Source organism: Paenarthrobacter nitroguajacolicus, from assembly GCF_007786235.1.
GTDB classification, from domain to species: domain Bacteria; phylum Actinomycetota; class Actinomycetes; order Actinomycetales; family Micrococcaceae; genus Arthrobacter; species Arthrobacter nitroguajacolicus_A.
In genome coordinates this window covers 16,476-32,774 of sequence record NZ_VNFK01000027.1, presented here as the reverse complement: position 1 = coordinate 32,774, position 16,299 = coordinate 16,476, and the positions used below count along the sequence as shown (strand labels likewise).

The window sequence follows — 16,299 nt, the reverse complement described above, 5'->3', positions numbered from 1 at the left end:
GAATGCTCTGGTGAACGTTTCCGAGCAAGCACCTGGTGTGTTCTTTGTCGAAGGGCCTGCCTCCAACTGGCTCATTGTCCGTGACGACTCCGGCTTCATCCTGATCGACGGCGGATATCCGGCGGACCGCGGCCTGGTGCTGCAGTCGATCCGGGGGCTCGGCCTGGAGCCTGCCGATGCGGAGGGCATGCTCATCACGCACGGGCACGTGGACCACACAGGATCCGCGGCCTACTTCTCACGGACCTTTGGCACGCCCATCCTGTGCTCCCTCGAAGAACTCCCTCATGTCCAAGGCAGGGAGAAACACCAAGTCACCTTCGGTCAGGTCCTGGTCCGGGCCTGGCGTCCCAAGGTATTCCGCTGGATGCTGCACGTCATCAAAGCCAAGGCCCTTCAGGCGGAACCGGCCACACGCGCTGAGGCCTGGACGGCGGAGAAGCTCCAGAGCCTGCCCGGCAAGCCCGAAGCGATCTTGCTTCCCGGGCACACCCCCGGCAACGTAGCTTTGCTGCTGCCCAGTGCCCAGGCGATCGCCGTGGGTGACTCTTTCGTCAGCGGGCACCCGATCAGCCCGACATCGGGGCCTCAGATGCTGCACAGGATGTACCACTCGGACCCAGTGGCGGCGTTGGCCTCTGCCCGGCTCCTGGAGAGCGTCCAAGCCAAGGTAATCCTGCCAGGCCACGGCCCCGCGCTGCACCTGCCCCTGGCCGAAGCGGTGAACCAGCTGCACTCCTAGGAACGCAATGAGCCCGTTTCGATGGCTCGCTGCGGATCATGCCGGTCGAACGGCATGGCGCGCAGCGAAGCCCCGAAACGGGCGTCTGCGCTGGAACTACATGTGCACGTGCAAGCGGCGTGCCGCTTCGGAAATGGAGCCGGTCAGCGACGGGTAGACAGTGAACGCGCTGGCAACGTCGTCCACGTGGAGCTTCTGGGTCACAGCCACGGAGATCGGGAAGATCAGTTCCGAAGCGTTCGGACCAACCACCACGCCACCGATGACGGTGCCGGATCCCTTGCGGGCGATGATCTTGACGAAGCCGTCCTTGGTGTTGCGCATCTTGGCTCGGGCATTGCTGAGCAGGGACAGCATCACGACGTCGCCCTGGTACTTCCCGGAGGCGAGATCGGCCTCGGAAACGCCTACGGAGGCGATCTCCGGGGACGTGAAGATGTTGGACGCCACCTGGTTGAGCTTGAGCGGCTTCACGCCGTCGCCCATGAAGTGCGCAATCGCGATGCGACCCTGCATGGCTGCGACGGACGCGAGGGCGAAGACACCCGTGCAGTCGCCGGCAGCATAGATGTTGGGAGCCGTGGTACGGGAAACACCGTCAACCTTGATGTGGCCGGACTCCGTCAGCGTCACTCCGGCTTCCTCGAGGCCGATGCCCGCGGTGTTGGGAATGGAACCGACACACACCAAACAGTGCGACCCAGTCACCACCGATCCGTCACCCAGGGTGACCTTCACGCCGTCGTCCGTTCGCTCCACCGCGTTGGCGCGGGACTTGGACAAGACTCGAACGCCGCGACGCTCAAAAACGCCTTCCAGCAGTTTGGCTGCATCCGTGTCCTCGCCGGGGAGGACTTGGTCGCGGCTGGAGATCAGCGTGACGTTGGAGCCCAGTCCGTTGTAGGCGGACGCGAATTCGGCGCCGGTCACACCGGAACCCACCACGATCAGGTCTTCGGGGAGTTCGTCCAGGTTGTAGATCTGGGCCCAGTTCAGGATGCGTTCGCCATCGGGCTTGGCCGTGGGGAGTTCGCGGGGGTGGGCACCAACAGCCAGCAAGATGGCGTCCGCGTCGATGGTGCGGGTGCCGTCGATGGTCAGGACCTCGATGGTGTTGTTGTCCAACAGTTTGCCGGAACCAATGACGATCTCCACACCCAAACGCTCGAGGCCCGCACGGATGTCCTCGGACTGTCCGTGCGCCAGGTTCAGGACGCGATCGTTGATGTGTTTGAGGTCGGCCCGCGGCTTTGAGGCCGTGCCGTCGCCGTCGAACTTCACGCCCAGCTCGTCCGCCTCACCCACGCGGGTCATGAGGTCGGCGGTGGCGATCAGGGTCTTGGAAGGCACGACGTCGGTCAGCACGGCTGAGCCACCGAGGCCTGCGCGCTCGACGATGGTGACGTGGGCGCCGAGTGAGGCGGCCACCATGGCAGCTTCGTAACCACCGGGACCACCTCCAAGGATCGCGATACGGGGGGCACTGAAGTCAACTTGGGTGGTCACAATCCTCAATTCTCGCTCATTGCACCGGCGGCTGCCAGTCAGCCCACCCTCACCTGTGCCCCTACCTGATTTGGGCAGGTGCACGGTAGCTTGTACCAGTGAGTAACACTGAGCTGATGAACACAGACCCCTTCGAAGCCGCACAGGCCGCCGCAGACTTCATTGCCGCGGAGACCGGCGTCGAGTCCCACGACGTAGCCCTGGTGCTCGGATCCGGCTGGGCCGAAGCCGCCGATCTGATCGGCGAAACCACGGCCACCCTGAACGCTTCGGAAGTCCCCGGGTTCCACAAACCAGCAGTGGTGGGCCACGTAGGCACTATCCGCTCCGTCCTCACCAAAGAGGGCAAGCGCGCCCTCGTCCTGGGAGCAAGGACCCACTACTACGAAGGTCGCGGCGTCCGCTCCGTCGTCCACGGCGTACGCACCGCAGCAGCTGCCGGGTGCAAAACCCTGGTGCTCACCAACGGGTGTGGGGGCCTCAACGAGAATTGGACCCCGGGTACTCCGGTACTTATCAGCGACCACATCAATCTGACCGCTACGTCACCGCTTGAGGGCGCCACCTTCGTGGACCTCACGGACCTGTACTCGTCGCGCATCCGCCAGTTGGCCCGTGAGGTCGATTCCTCGCTGCAGGAAGGCGTGTACGCCCAGTTCACCGGCCCGCACTACGAGACGCCAGCTGAGGTGCAGTACGCCAAGCGGATCGGCGCAGACCTGGTGGGCATGTCTACGGCCTTGGAAGCCATCGCGGGCCGCCACGCGGGCATGGAAGTTTTCGGTATCTCCTTGGTCACCAACCTCGCCGCCGGCATCAGCCCGGTTCCGTTGAGCCACGCTGAAGTCCTGGAAGCCGGTCACGCTGCGGGCAAGCGCATCTCCAAGCTCCTGGCGGAGATCATCGCAAAGCTCTAGCTACTCCAAGGGCCCGGGCGTGGGTGCGTTCTGCCCAACGTTGACGGTGACGCCGTTGCTGGACACCCCGTCAACGCTGGCGGTAATGGTCACGGTTCCCTGCACGGCACCACCGCGGACCAGCCCGTCATTGACCGTGGCGATGATCGCGCGGCTCGACGCCCACGTGACCACCGGGTCGCCGGGGCGGCCATCGGTGTAGGTCACGGTGGCCTTCAGCTGGACTGTACCGCCCGGCTGAAGGACGAATGGACCGGCCGGACCCACGACGACGGTTCGCACCGCATGCTCCACGCTCACCTTCGATTCCGCCCGCCACTGCGTGCCGTCATCGGTGACATGGACCGCCGAGATGAGGACCTGTCCGAGGCCTTGGGCTGTCACTAATCCGGCGGCGGAAATTGTGGCCCGTTTCGGATCGCCGCTGGACCACTCCACGTCGGTGAGGTTTGCCGTGGAGCCGTCCGAGTATCCGGCCACTGCCCGGAACTGCAGCGCCTGGCCCTGCTTGAGGGTGATCTCGGCGGGGTCGATGCTGAGCCCGGTGATCCGCGCCGGCGGTTTGGCCGTGACGGTGATGGACGATGCTCCTTGCAGGCCCGCCTCGGAGGCCGTGATCGTGGCGGTCCCGATGGCCGCAGCGGTGACCAGGCCGTCTCCGTCCACCCGGGCCACAGCCGGCCGGTCGGAAGCCCACACAGCCGTCTGGTTGAGTTTCCCGAGCGAACCGTCACCGTAACTGCCTTCGGCGGTCAATTGCACTTTGCCGCCAAGTTCCACGGTTGATTGATCCGGGGTGACGCGGAGGGCCGTCAGCGGAGCAGTCCCGGGTGCGGTGACCGTGAGCGCCAAACGCCCGGAGACGCCGTCGAACGTTGCCGTCACTCCGGTGACGCCGGCACTCAGCGCCGTCGCCTCCCCTGTCCCCGCGACCTCCGCCACGGACGGGTCTTCGGACGCCCACGCGACGCCGTCCACCAGGGCGCGCCGGGATCCGTCGCTGTACATACCCTCAGCGGATAACCGGACAGTCGCCTCCGGGCGGAGCGACGCAGCCGGGGCCGTCACGCCGATGGATTCCAGGGTGACCGGTCCTTGTGTCAGGAAAGCCCGGGCGGCCACCAGGGCGGCGGTCAACACCAGCGCAGCGACGATCGCCACCAGCCACGTACGCAGCACGCGGTTGCGGACCCGGTCCGTGCCCGCCTCCAAGGCGCGTTCCATGTCCGCCGGATGCGTCCGGATATGGGCGGCGGCCTCGGCCAGCAGGACTTCGCGGAGTTCCGTTTTCATTTCTTGCCGCCTTCCAAGGCAAGGTGCTTGGTCTTGGCTTCTGCGGCCGCCAAGGACTTCGCCACATCAGCCACCGGGTGTTCCGTGATACCCGCGATCTCGGCGACGGTCAGCTTGGCGAAGTCATGGAGTACGACGGCGACCCGCTGGTCATGCGTCAATCCCGCCAGGAGGCTGCGGTCCGGTTTGGGCGGCTTCTTGCCGCTCCGAAGCCAGATTTGGTGCTTCCGGAGCAGGTCGACGTAGAGGCACAGCGTGTAAACACGCAGTTGCGGAGTGACTGGCCCCTTCCACGCACCTGACGCCTGGGACCAGGCTGCCTCGAGCATCCGACGCGCTTCCTCGGGATCCCCGCAGAGCAGGTGTGCACAGTATTCAAGGTCGCCCTTTTGCTGCTCGAACACGCTCCGAAGTTCGGCTTGGCGGTCCCTGAGGGCCGGACCCAGTTTGACGCTCGGGGTCAGGCCAAGCTCCACTTCCCGCACAATGGGCATGAACACGGCAACGGCCAGTGCCAGGAAGCCGACTCCCATCACGACCCCTGCCTGGACGATCACTGGAAAACCCCAGGGAAACGCCGGTGCCAGCCAACCGAAAGCTATGGCTCCGAGAGCCAGGACCCCGATGAGAAACCGCAGAGGAGTAACAGAGGAGCGCCAACGCCGCTTCGGTAACTCACACATAGTGCACCAGCTCACAAATGGGTGTAGCACACACAGTTTACGTCCATCGATTGGACGTTTGAAGCACCCAATCCAGAGGGGTTGCTACGGGTTTGGTTGCGCACCGTCAAGTCACAGGGAGCCAAGGTAAACGCACAGTAAATTCTCAGAATAAATCTGATTTTCTGCGCAACATTTGATTCCGGCACCTTGGATATGTCACGCGCGCCCGTTGGCAATGTAAACGCTTGCGCATCTACCCGGCGGTAGCCTCCAAGGCCTGTGAAATGCCCTTTGATTTGCGGCCTAACACGTGTCTAGCGTGGAAGCGTTCCGGTAAGTCGACGTACCGGAACAAAGCGGTGGGTGCCTTACGGGGCCTCGCCGACACCTCGAAACGATGGCGTCCCTCGAAGACGCCACCAGCGGATCGAGCGGACGCCGGAGCAAAGAACCCCATCCGGGGATCAGGGCATGCGCCCCACTCCACGAAGTCCAACACTCCGCGAGAAGAGCAAGCATGAACACGCACTCAAACCCCCAACGGCCACGCCGCCGTCTGCGACGGGCAGTAGCCGTCGCAGCGGCAGCCAGCGTGGCGGGCAGCATCCTGCTGGTCACGCCCGCTGCCCAGGCGAACCTGCCGGCCGACCCGCCGTCGAGCACCATGCCGGCGCCCACACCCGGTTTCCCGCTCCCGAGCCTGCACACCCAGCAGGCCTATGACCCCGCCGCAAACTTCACGTCCAAATGGACGCGAGCGGACGCCAAACAGATCATGGCGCAGAGCAACCCCAACGTCGCCCCCGGCCAGAACTCCATGAGTCCCAACGTCACCATGCCGGAAATCCCCAAGGACTTCCCTGCCATGAACGACGACGTCTGGGTCTGGGACACCTGGTCCCTGACGGACGAGAATGCCAACCAGATCAGCTACAAGGGCTGGGACGTGATCTTCGCGCTGGTCGCCGACCGCCACGCTGGCTACGGCTTCGACCAGCGCCACTGGAACGCCCGGATCGGTTACTTCTTCCGGAAGACCAACGCCGATCCCGCCAAGGACAAATGGAACTACGGCGGACACCTGTTCCTGGACAACACCTCCATCGGCAACACGGAATGGTCCGGCTCCACGCGCCTCATGCAGGGCAACAAAATCAACGTGTTCTACACGGCCACCACGTTCTACGACGTCGCCGAACGCAACGCCGGCGGCGGTGGAATCGCCCCGGATGCGGCCATCGCCAAGGCCCTCGGCAATATCCATGCCAACCAGAACGGCGTGACCTTCGACGGCTTCCAGCACACCAAGCTGCTGGAACCGGACGGAAAGCTGTACCAGAACAAGGCCCAGAACCCGGGCTTCGCGTTCCGTGACCCCTACACGTTCGCCGACCCCGCGCACCCGGGCAAAACTTTCATGGTCTTCGAAGGCAACACCGGCGGCACCCGCGGCTCCTACAAGTGCAAGCAGGAAGACCTTGGCTACCGCCCGGGAGATCCGAACGCCGAGACCGTGGACCAGGTCAACAGCACCACCGGTGCCTGGTACCAGACCGCCAACGTGGGCCTGGCCGTGGCCGACAACAAGGACCTCACCAAGTGGAGCTTCCTGCCGCCCATCCTGTCCGCCAACTGCGTCAACGACCAGACCGAGCGTCCGCAGATCTACATCCAGAACGAGAACGGCAAGAACAAGTACTACCTGTTCACCATCAGCCACCAGTTCACCTACGCGGACGGCATGCGCGGCCCTGACGGCGTGTACGGCTTCGTCGGCAACGGCGTCCGTTCCGACTACCAGCCGGTCAACAACAGCGGACTGGCCTTGGGCTCCCCCACGGACCTGAACATGCCGGCCAACGCGCCGGAGGGTCCGGACCCGAGGCAGAACGGCCGCCAGTTCCAGGCCTACTCGCACTACGTACAGCCCGGCGGACTGGTCCAATCGTTCATCGACAACGTGGACGGCGTCCGCGGCGGCTCCCTGTCCCCCACCGTGAAAATGAACTTCAAAGGTGGCGTGACCCAGGTTGACCGCAGTTTCGGCCAGAACGGCCTCGGCCCGTTCGGCTACCTGCCCACCAACGTCCGTGTTGGCGGCGAAGGCCACTACAAGTAGGCCGAAACACCCTGGCCGTGAGGCCGCGGCAGGGGTGTTGGCTCCAGAGCAGCCAGCACCCCTGCCACCCCGACCCCTTCAGGATTCTTCCCATGACTTACCCCAACCCCCACCTGTCCCGCCGCCAACTTCTGGCCGCAAGTGCCGCCGTCGTGGTCGCCTTTTCCGCCGCTTCCTGCACAGCCAGCCCGACGCCGGCCCCCACACCGGCGGGTCCGGCACCCAGCGCGACGGATCCTTGGCGGCCCGTGGCACACCTGACGGCAGACAAGAACTGGCTCAACGACCCCAACGGGTTGGTCCATCACGACGGGACCTACCACGCGTTCTACCAGTACAACCCGCGCGGAAACTCGTGGGGCAACATGTCCTGGGGCCACTCCACCAGCACAGACCTGGTGCACTGGGAACAGCAGCCAGTCGCCCTGGAAGCAAGCCCCGAGGAAGAGATCTTCTCCGGCTGCATCGTGATGGACCAGAACAACGCCTCAGGACTCGGTTCAGCGGAGAACCCGCCCATGGTTGCCCTGTACACCAGCGCCTACGGCAGGAACGGCGCGCTCTCTGAAGGCGCCCAGGCCCAGTCGGTGGCGTTCAGCCTGGACAATGGAACCACGTGGCAGAAGTACCAGGGCAACCCCGTCCTGAACCTGGCACCCACCAACAACAACTTCCGCGACCCCAAGATCACCTGGTACGAGCCCGGCCGGTACTGGGTGATGACCACGGTGGTGGCCGACGCCCAGGTGGTCAAACTCTTCAAGTCCACCGACCTGCTGCACTGGGACTACCTGAGTGACTTCTCCGGAGTGGGGGCCCAAGGAGGGCTCTGGGAAGTACCGGAACTGGTGCTCATGGATGTGGAGGACTCCACCGCGAAGAAGTGGGTGATGCTGCTGAGCATCAACCCCGGAGGGATCGCGGGCGGCTCCGGAATGCAGTATTTTGTGGGCGAATTCGACGGGACCCGCTTCACGGCCGAGAACGCAGCGGCTCCCGATGCGCCCCTCAGCGAGTCCCAATGGCTGGATCATGGCGCCGACTACTACGCGGCGAACTCCATCTCCGGAGCGCCCGGGGACAAGCCCGTGCTGCTCGGATGGATGGGCAACTGGGACTACGCCGAACACGTTCCCACCACACCGTGGCGCGGCTCCATGGCAATCCCCCGCGAGCTCACTCTGGTCCGCGGGGAGCGCCGCTTTGAAGTGCGATCAGCCATTTCGGCTGCGGCACGGCAGACCTTGGAGCGCGGTGACGTGAAGAGCAAAAACCTCACCGTCGGCTCTTCCGATCAGGACCTCGGTGAGGACTTTACGGGGCGCGCGCAGCTGATCGAGTTGGAAATGGACCTGACGTCATCCCGTGAAGCCGGCGTTATCCTCCGCCAATCCGCCGATGCCAACACCGGCCTGCGCATCTCCTATGACAAGGAAACACGCACCGTGAAGGTTGATCGTTCGCGAGCCGGAACCACCAACTTTTCCGAGAAGTTCAGCCCATACCACGCCGTGTCGCTGCCCCCATCCGGTTCCGATGGCTCGGTCCGTCTGGAAATCCTCCTGGATTCCTCCTCCGTGGAAGTCTTCGCCCAGGACGGGGCGGCGGTCATCTCGGACACGTTCTTCCCGGACTGGGACGCCACGGGATCTTCGGTGTTCAGTGTGGACGGCGACACGGAGTTCACAGTGCGGATGCGCGCCCTTTAGGGCTGCCGAGGGGCGGGATCCCACCCTGTAAGACAACGTTCAGGGTGGGGAGCTCGCCCCTCGTTGCCCCTCACTCCTCCATTTGAGGATAGTTTTGTCCCTATGACATCCAGCGATGCCGCCTTTGAACAGCTGATCACCGACGCCCGCCTGTGGGCCTCCCAAGACCCGGACCCGGTGACGTCGGCCGCTCTGGTTGAGCTCGCCGACCTCGCCAGCGGCGGTGACGCCGGTGCAGCGCAGGAGTTGGGCGACAGCTTCAGCGGCACACTGCAGTTCGGCACGGCGGGGCTCCGAGCAGCCCTGGGACCCGGCCCCAACCGAATGAACCGCGTGGTGGTCCGCCGGGCAGCGGCAGGACTGGCGGCCTTCCTCACCGAAGCCGTAGCCGCAGCTGCGCCGGGGACCCGGCCACGCGCCGTCGTCGGCTTTGATGCCCGGTACAACTCGGACATTTTCGCTGAGGAGACCGCGGCCATCTTCACCGCAGCCGGCATCGAAACGTTCCTCATGCCTGCTGCGCTCCCCACACCGTTGCTCGCCTACGCGGTCAGGAACCTCGATTGCGACGGCGGCGTGATGGTCACAGCCAGCCACAACCCGCCGCAGGACAACGGTTACAAGGTCTACCTGGGGCGGCACGCCGTGTCCGAGAGCGGCCGCGGTTCGCAGATCGTGGCACCCTACGACGCCGAGATCGCGGCCAAGATCGGGGCCGTGGGCGCGTTAACGTCGATTGAGTTGGCTGACAGCGGCTGGACCGTGCTGCCGATGTCCATCGCTTCCGACTATGAATCCGCCATGGCAGGGCTGGTGGATCGGGAGCACTTCCCCGCGCGGGACCTCAAGATCGTCCTGACCCCCATGCACGGCGTGGGCGGAGAAACAGCAGTTTCCGTTCTGAACGCTGCCGGTTTCACGGACGTGACGCTCGTGGCCGAACAGGCTGAGCCGGACCCGGACTTCCCTACCGTTGCGTTCCCCAACCCGGAGGAGCCCGGCGCGCTGGACCTGGCACTCGCCGCTGCCGCGGACTCGGGTGCGGACATAGTTTTGGCCAATGATCCCGACGCCGATAGGGCTGCGGTTGCTGCGTTGGACCCCGCCACGGGCGCGTGGCGCATGCTGCGGGGCGACGAAGTGGGGGCGCTTTTGGGCGCCCACATCGTGGCACGCCTGGCTGCCGGCGCCGAGGACGAGCCGCAGACCGGCGTTTTCGCCAATTCGATTGTTTCGTCGCGGCTGCTCTCGCGAATCGCTGCTGCGGCAAGCTACGCCCACGAGGAAACGCTGACAGGCTTCAAATGGATTTCACGCGTTCCCGGCCTCACCTATGGCTACGAGGAAGCGTTGGGCTACTGCGTGGCGCCGGACCTGGTCCGCGACAAGGACGGCATCTCAGCGGCCGTGCTGATCGCCGAGTTGGCGGCGGCCGCCAAGGCTGACGGCAAGACCATTTTCGACACACTGGATGATCTGTACCTGGTCCACGGGCTGCACGCCAGCGACCAGCTCAGCATTCGGGTGGCTGACCTGGGTCTTCTCGATGCCATGATGAACCGCTTGCGGGTCAACCCGCCCGAGGCGTTCGGCGGGTCCGCAGTCGAGGTCTTCACGGACCTGGCGGAAGGAAGCGAAGCCCTGCCGCCCACCGACGGCTTGCTGTACCTCACGCGGGACCAGAGCCGGGTGATCATCCGGCCCAGCGGCACGGAGCCCAAGCTGAAGTGTTACCTGGAAGTCATCCAAGCCGTGGAATCCGCGGCTGAACTGCCGGCCGCACGCCAAGCGGCGCGGACATCCCTGGACGATGTCCTCAAGGATGTCCGCGAAGCATTGGGCTTGTAGCTCTTAGAGCTCAACCTCGATGAAGCCGTCCACCAAACGGGTGGCATAGGCCGCAAGCTTGAGCCCGGGGTTGGTGAAGCACTCACCGGTCTCGAGGTCGTAGACCTCTTTGTGCAGCGGCGAGGCGATGGTCGGCCGGCTGCCGCGGGACCCGATGATCCCCCTGGCCATGACGTTGGCGAGTGTTGCCGGGTCCTGTTGGGCAACGGCGAACACTTCGGTGGGCGCGGTGCGGAACAGCGCAACCTGGCGGCCGGCGATCAGTGCCGCCTCGCCCCAGGCCAGTTCAAGCTCGTCCACCGGGCACACCCGGTGCCATGTGGCGGTGGCGGTCAGGTCCTCGGCACGGTCCAGAATTACGGTCATTTCAGCCCCTCTCACTGTGTCCGGGCGCTGGCATCTTCCACCGTCACTCCCCCGGACCGGGCCACGCTTGCGGCCACCCCTCCACGCTAGGACGGCGGTGTTTCATGGGGGGTGCGCGTTTGTGTCCAACGGGTAAAAGAGACCTCACGCCCCCGGAAATGCGTTCGTGATGCAGAAGTTAAGATCACGAAACAAAAGGGAAACTGAAGCGAAACTGCCCGTCCCTAGTCTGGAAGCACAAGTTGCGGAGATCCGTCTGCAGCATCTGCGAAAGGCCCACCAGTGACCGGACACACTTCAAGTACAGAGAACCCGCGCCGCATCGTCGTCGTAGGCGGCGGCCCCGCTGCCCACCGTTTCGCCGATGCCATGGTCAATCGGGGACTTGAAGGTTGGCAGGTTACGGTGCTGACCGAAGAGGCCCACCTCCCCTACGACCGCGTAGCGCTCAGCAAGGCACTCACCCAGACGGATGTGGACCTCACCTTGGGCGACGTGTCCATGTGGGATCACGAAGCCCTGACCCTTAAGACCGGCGAGCGCGCCGTCAAGATCGACGCCGAGTCCAAGAGCGTCCTCACGGCCGCCGGCAACAAGTATGAATATGACCACCTGGTAGTGGCCTCGGGCTCGGATGCAGCCCGCCTCCCCATCCCCGGCTCGGAACACACCCACGTTTATCGCACCCTTGAGGACGTCTGGGCCATCAACAAGGCAATCGCCGAGCTCCGCGGGAAACTGGGCCGCAAGGTCAACGCCGTCACCATCGGCGGTGGCCTGCTGGGGCTTGAGTCCGCGGCCGGCACCGAGCAGCTGGGTGCCACCCCGATCGTCATCAACGGCGCACCCTGGCTCATGAACACGCAGCTGGATGAGGGCGCCGGCCAGGCGCTTGGCCGCCTGATTGAAGCCAAGGGTTTCGAAGTCCACGGTGGCGTCTTCCCGTCCGAAGTAGTGACGGACGACGACGGTAATGTCACCGGCGTCTTGATGGCTGACGGCCGCACCGTTGACGCCGACCTCGTGATCGTGGCCATCGGCGTCAAGCCCCGTGATGACCTGTTCCGCGCGGCTGAAGGCGAAGAGCAACTTTTCAGTCTGGGCCAGCGTGGCGGTGTAGTCATCAACGATTTCTGCGCCACCGAGGTGGAGGGCATCTGGGCCATCGGCGAAGTGGCCAACTTTGAGGGCATGTGCCTGGGCCTTGTTGCACCGGCGAATACGATGGCCGAGATCGTTGCCGACCGCTTGCACGGTGGAGAGGCCACGTTCCCTGGCTTCGACACGGCCACCAAGCTCAAGTTGTCCGGCGTCGACGTGGCCAGCTTCGGTGACGCGTTCGCCAGGACCGAGCACTCCCTTGAAATCGTGTACGCCGACCCCGCCCGTGGCGTCTACCAGAAGATCGTCACCACGGACGATGCCAAGACCCTCCTGGGCGGAATTTTCGTGGGCGATGCCTCGCCTTACATGAGCCTCCGTCCGCTCCTGGGCCGCGAGCTGGCCGCCGAACCGGGCGCGTACCTGAGCGCAGCCGGTGGTGGCGAGGCACCGGAGACCGAACTCCCGGATGATGCGATCCTGTGCTCCTGCAACAACGTGGCGGCCGGCTCCATCCGCGACGCCATCAACGGTTGCGGTGCCTGCGAGGGCAATGCACCGGTGCAGGAACTGGGCGAGCTCAAGGGCTGCACTCGTGCGGGCACCCAGTGTGGATCCTGTGTTCCGATGCTGAAGAAGCTCCTCGAAGGCGAACTCACCAAGTCCGGCATCGAGGTCTCCAAAGCTCTCTGCGAACACATCAGTCTCTCCCGTCAGGAACTCTTCGATGCCATCCGCGTCCTGGAGCTCACGTCCTTCGAAGACATTATGGCCAAGTACGGCACCGGCGCCGGTTGCGACATCTGCAAGCCGACCATCGCTTCCATCTTGGCCAGCCAGCATTCCGCCTACGTCCTGGACGCCGGGCGTGGTTCCCTGCAGGACACCAACGACCGCGCCCTGGCGAACATGCAGAAGGACGGCACATACTCCGTGGTTCCCCGCATCGCCGGCGGCGAGATTACGCCCAAGGGGCTCGGTGTCATTGCTGCGGTGGCTGAGAAGTACAACCTGTACACCAAGATCACTGGCGGCCAGCGCATCGATATGTTCGGTGCCCGACTCGAGCAACTGCCGGACATCTGGAAGGAACTGGTGGACGCCGGCTTCGAATCGGGCCAGGCGTACGGCAAGAGCCTCCGTACCGTGAAGTCCTGTGTTGGATCCACGTGGTGCCGCTTCGGTGTGCAGGATTCCGTGGCCATGGCCATCGCCCTGGAGCTGCGATACCGCGGCCTCCGCAGCCCGCACAAGCTGAAGATGGGCGTTTCGGGTTGCGCCCGTGAATGTGCCGAGGCCCGCGGCAAGGACGTCGGCGTGATTGCGACGGCAGATGGTTGGAACCTCTACGTGGGCGGTAACGGCGGCGCCACCCCGGCGCACGCCAAGCTCCTCGCCAAGGACCTGGACGACGAAACGCTGCTGAAGTACATCGACCGCTACCTGATGTACTACATCCGGACCGCCGACCGCCTGCAGCGCACCGCACGCTGGCAGGAAGAACTCGACGGCGACATCAAGCACGTCGAGGACGTGGTGGTCCATGATTCCCTGGGCATCGCCGAAGAGCTTGAGGCCGCCATGGCCAAGCACATCGACACCTATGAGGACGAGTGGGCCGAGACCCTGAAGGACCCGGAACGCCTCCGCCGTTTCCGTTCCTTCGTCAACGCCCCCAACCAGAAGGACGAGTCCATCTCCTTCGTTCCGGAGCGCGGCCAGATCCGCCCTGCCACGAACGAAGAAAAGGGCGGCGTACTCATCGCCTCCACCATCCCGGTCCGCAGCGAATAACAAGGGGTCCCCATGCAGCTCACCATTGATCTCACCGGCCGCGATGTCCTGGTCACAGGATCCGAAAAGGCCGCACGCCAAGCGGTACGCCGTTACCAGACCGCCGGCGCCAACGTCTACCGGCTGAGTGCCCCTGCCGGCATGCCTGGTGACGGCCAGCTTCCCGAGCGCCCGTTCCTGGTTGCGATAGTGGACGACGGCGACGCCGGTTGGGTTCCGTTGGTGGAACGCTGCCGCGACGCCGGGATACCGGTAGCATTCGAGCCCGCGCCGGGAACAGAAGGCCATGTCACCCTGGTGGGTGGCGGCCCCGGCGCCCTGGACCTGCTCACGGTCGGTGCCGTGGATGCCCTGCGGGACGCCGATGTGGTGTTTTACGATCGTTTGGCCCCGTACCAGGAGCTGGCCGATCTGACATCCGCGGAACTGGTGGATGTTGGAAAGCAACCAGGCCTGCATAAGGTAACGCAACGGGACATCGAGAAGCTCATGGTGGAAGCTGCGCTGCTGGGCAAGAACGTGGTCCGACTCAAGGGCGGCGATCCCTATGTTTTCGGCCGCGGTGGCGAAGAAGTAGCCGCCTGCGTTGCTGCCGGGCTTCCTGTGCGCGTCATTTCCGGTGTCACCAGTGCCATCTCGGTTCCGGCCGCTGCGGGCATTCCGGTGACGCACCGCGAGGTGAGCCACATGTTCACCGTGGTGTCCGGGCACGCGCCCTTGACGGAGAAGGAACACACCCACCTCGCCGGCCTTGGCGGGACGATTGTGGTCCTCATGGGCATCGGCACTCTTCCCCAACTGGCGGCGGGCTTGCGGCGGGCAGGAATGAACTCCGAGATGCCGATGGCAGTCGTCGAACGAGGCTACCGTCCCGGACAGCGCACCACCATCGCTGACCTCGGTAGCATTGAAACGGCAGCATCCAGCTGCAGCAACCCGGCCGTCCTGGTTATCGGCGAGGTGGTCAGGGTGGCTGAAGCCAACCGGAATCATGCCGAAGCATCCGCTGAACTGAGCCGACTCGCGGCTTCGCTCCTTGAAGCCTGAGGGTATAAACACATGACTGTTGCACGCGCCATCGAAGTCCAGGACGCTACTGCCGCCCCGGAAGTCACCGAAGCTGCCGAGGCCCCGCTGGACGGATTCCGCATCGGCGTCACCTCGCACCGCCGTTCCCGTGACCTCATTGAGGCCCTGGAGCGTCGCGGTGCGAGCGTGTTGCACGCCCCTGCACTGAAGATTGCCCCGGTGCAGGAGGACATGGTCCTCATTGAGGACACCCGCACCATCATTGCTGCCACACCGGATATCTGCATCGCGACCACCGCTTACGGTATGCGGCGCTGGTGTGAGGCTGCCGATTCCTTCGGTATCGGCGAGCAACTCCTGGAGACCTTGTCCGCCTGCCGCATGTTTGTTCGCGGCCCCAAAGCCCGAGGCGCCGTGCGTGCGGCCGGACTTGCCGACGTCGGAATCAGCAGCGATGAAACCACAGCCACACTCGTGGACATGCTCCTGGCAGAGGGGGTGCGCGGCAAGACAGTGGCCGTTCAGCTGCATGGCTACACGGACGTTCGGCAGCTGGAACGGCTCCGCATGTCCGGGGCCACCGTGCTGACCGTGACGCCCTATCGCTGGGTGAAGCCGGATGGCGAGGACAAGCTGCCGCGCCTGATTGAGGCCGTGGTCAGCGAGAACCTGGATGTACTGACTTTCACCAGCGCTCCGGCCGTGGACGCAATGTGGAGCACCGCACATGAAATGGGTCTCTACCGGCAGCTCATCGAGGCCCTCAAGGGGCCGGTCACGGTCGCCGCCGTAGGGCCGGTCACCGCACAGCCACTGGTCGACGCTGGTCTGACGCCGCTCATCCCCGACCGCTACCGCATGGGTGCGCTGATTCGCCTGGTGACCGAACACCTTTCGCTGAACCACGTGCGCCGATTGGAGACCAAGAGCGCCACCATCGAATTGCGTGGGCGCTGCTTGCGGATTAATGGCGAAGTGGTGGAGTTGGCTCCTGCTCCCCTGCTGTTGCTGCGAGCGCTGCTCGGCGCTGGAGGGGCGGTGCTGTCCCGTGAGGCGCTCTCCGAGCTGTTGGACCTGCGCGGTTCCGTGCATGCCCTGGATATGACAGTGAGTAGGCTGCGGTCCGCGCTCCCGGACGGCAAACTCGTGGAAACCGTGGTGAAGCGCGGCTACCGGCTGCGGGCTTAGGTTTTCTGCAACACTGGTCTCC

At 64.7% G+C, this 16,299-nt stretch carries 12 protein-coding genes; 8 read left to right on the top strand and 4 right to left on the bottom strand.

Annotated features, from left to right (window positions below; all coding sequences use genetic code 11):
- The first annotated feature begins 10 nt into the window (after positions 1–10).
- Positions 11–742, top strand: coding sequence for an MBL fold metallo-hydrolase (locus FQP90_RS21995; protein WP_144653196.1), 732 nt, complete (start codon positions 11–13; stop codon positions 740–742).
- Between the two features lie 96 nt (positions 743–838).
- Here FQP90_RS21995 and FQP90_RS21990 read toward each other — a convergent pair whose 3' ends face one another.
- Entirely contained in the window at positions 839–2,248 is a 1,410-nt protein-coding gene (locus FQP90_RS21990) for an NAD(P)H-quinone dehydrogenase (protein ID WP_144653195.1), read from the bottom strand.
- A 116-nt stretch (positions 2,249–2,364) separates the two neighbouring features.
- On the opposite strand from FQP90_RS21990, the gene FQP90_RS21985 reads away from it, so the two are divergent.
- Positions 2,365–3,165, top strand: coding sequence for a purine-nucleoside phosphorylase (locus FQP90_RS21985; RefSeq protein WP_208760058.1), 801 nt, complete (start codon positions 2,365–2,367; stop codon positions 3,163–3,165).
- Here the strand turns inward: FQP90_RS21985 and FQP90_RS21980 are convergent, their stop codons facing one another.
- Together FQP90_RS21980 and FQP90_RS21975 are read right to left on the bottom strand one after the other, a co-directional pair.
- On the bottom strand, positions 3,166–4,458 hold the full coding sequence (locus tag FQP90_RS21980) for an Ig-like domain-containing protein (protein ID WP_144653193.1): 1,293 nt from the start codon (positions 4,456–4,458) through the stop codon (positions 3,166–3,168).
- Positions 4,455–5,015: a hypothetical protein gene (locus tag FQP90_RS21975; protein WP_144653192.1), complete on the bottom strand. Its 561-nt coding sequence runs from the start codon at positions 5,013–5,015 to the stop codon at positions 4,455–4,457. The genes FQP90_RS21980 and FQP90_RS21975 overlap by 4 nt, the downstream gene beginning before the upstream one ends.
- Positions 5,016–5,640: 625 nt before the next feature.
- Here FQP90_RS21975 and FQP90_RS21970 point away from each other — a divergent pair.
- From FQP90_RS21970 to FQP90_RS21960, 3 genes are all read left to right on the top strand, one after another.
- Positions 5,641–7,242, top strand: coding sequence for a glycoside hydrolase family 68 protein (locus tag FQP90_RS21970; protein ID WP_144653191.1), 1,602 nt, complete (start codon positions 5,641–5,643; stop codon positions 7,240–7,242).
- Between the two features lie 92 nt (positions 7,243–7,334).
- Positions 7,335–8,951, top strand: coding sequence for a glycoside hydrolase family 32 protein (locus FQP90_RS21965; RefSeq protein WP_144653190.1), 1,617 nt, complete (start codon positions 7,335–7,337; stop codon positions 8,949–8,951).
- Positions 8,952–9,053: 102 nt separating this feature from the next.
- A complete protein-coding gene (locus tag FQP90_RS21960) occupies positions 9,054–10,799 on the top strand; it encodes a phospho-sugar mutase (RefSeq protein ID WP_144653189.1) in 1,746 nt (581 codons plus the stop codon).
- A gap of 3 nt (positions 10,800–10,802) precedes the next feature.
- On the opposite strand, the gene nirD is transcribed toward FQP90_RS21960, so the two are convergent.
- Complete coding sequence (gene nirD, locus FQP90_RS21955) at positions 10,803–11,165, bottom strand: nitrite reductase small subunit NirD (RefSeq protein ID WP_144653188.1); 363 nt, start codon at positions 11,163–11,165, stop codon at positions 10,803–10,805.
- Between the two features lie 282 nt (positions 11,166–11,447).
- Here nirD and nirB point away from each other — a divergent pair, with 282 nt between their 5' ends.
- The 3 genes from nirB to FQP90_RS21940 are packed head-to-tail and all read left to right on the top strand — an operon-like array spanning position 11,448 to position 16,277.
- On the top strand, positions 11,448–14,060 hold the full coding sequence (gene nirB, locus FQP90_RS21950; protein WP_144653187.1) for a nitrite reductase large subunit NirB: 2,613 nt from the start codon (positions 11,448–11,450) through the stop codon (positions 14,058–14,060).
- A 12-nt stretch (positions 14,061–14,072) separates the two neighbouring features.
- On the top strand, positions 14,073–15,107 hold the full coding sequence (gene cobA / locus FQP90_RS21945; protein ID WP_144653186.1) for a uroporphyrinogen-III C-methyltransferase: 1,035 nt from the start codon (positions 14,073–14,075) through the stop codon (positions 15,105–15,107).
- A 12-nt stretch (positions 15,108–15,119) separates the two neighbouring features.
- Positions 15,120–16,277 carry a uroporphyrinogen-III synthase gene (locus FQP90_RS21940; protein WP_144653185.1) on the top strand — a complete coding sequence of 386 codons (1,158 nt, stop codon included), beginning with the start codon at positions 15,120–15,122 and terminating at the stop codon, positions 16,275–16,277.
- Positions 16,278–16,299: the final 22 nt, after the last annotated feature.

What these genes read in the sequence shown, in the direction of transcription:
- FQP90_RS21985 (WP_208760058.1), top strand. Translation starts at nt 2,365, where the DNA reads ATGAACACAGACCCCTTCGAAGCCGCACAGGCCGCCGCAGACTTCATT.
- FQP90_RS21980 (WP_144653193.1), bottom strand. Translation starts at nt 4,458, where the DNA reads ATGAAAACGGAACTCCGCGAAGTCCTGCTGGCCGAGGCCGCCGCCCAT.
- FQP90_RS21970 (WP_144653191.1), top strand. Translation starts at nt 5,641, where the DNA reads ATGAACACGCACTCAAACCCCCAACGGCCACGCCGCCGTCTGCGACGG.
- FQP90_RS21965 (WP_144653190.1), top strand. Translation starts at nt 7,335, where the DNA reads ATGACTTACCCCAACCCCCACCTGTCCCGCCGCCAACTTCTGGCCGCA.
- FQP90_RS21960 (WP_144653189.1), top strand. Translation starts at nt 9,054, where the DNA reads ATGACATCCAGCGATGCCGCCTTTGAACAGCTGATCACCGACGCCCGC.
- nirD (WP_144653188.1), bottom strand. Translation starts at nt 11,165, where the DNA reads ATGACCGTAATTCTGGACCGTGCCGAGGACCTGACCGCCACCGCCACA.
- cobA (WP_144653186.1), top strand. Translation starts at nt 14,073, where the DNA reads ATGCAGCTCACCATTGATCTCACCGGCCGCGATGTCCTGGTCACAGGA.
- FQP90_RS21940 (WP_144653185.1), top strand. Translation starts at nt 15,120, where the DNA reads ATGACTGTTGCACGCGCCATCGAAGTCCAGGACGCTACTGCCGCCCCG.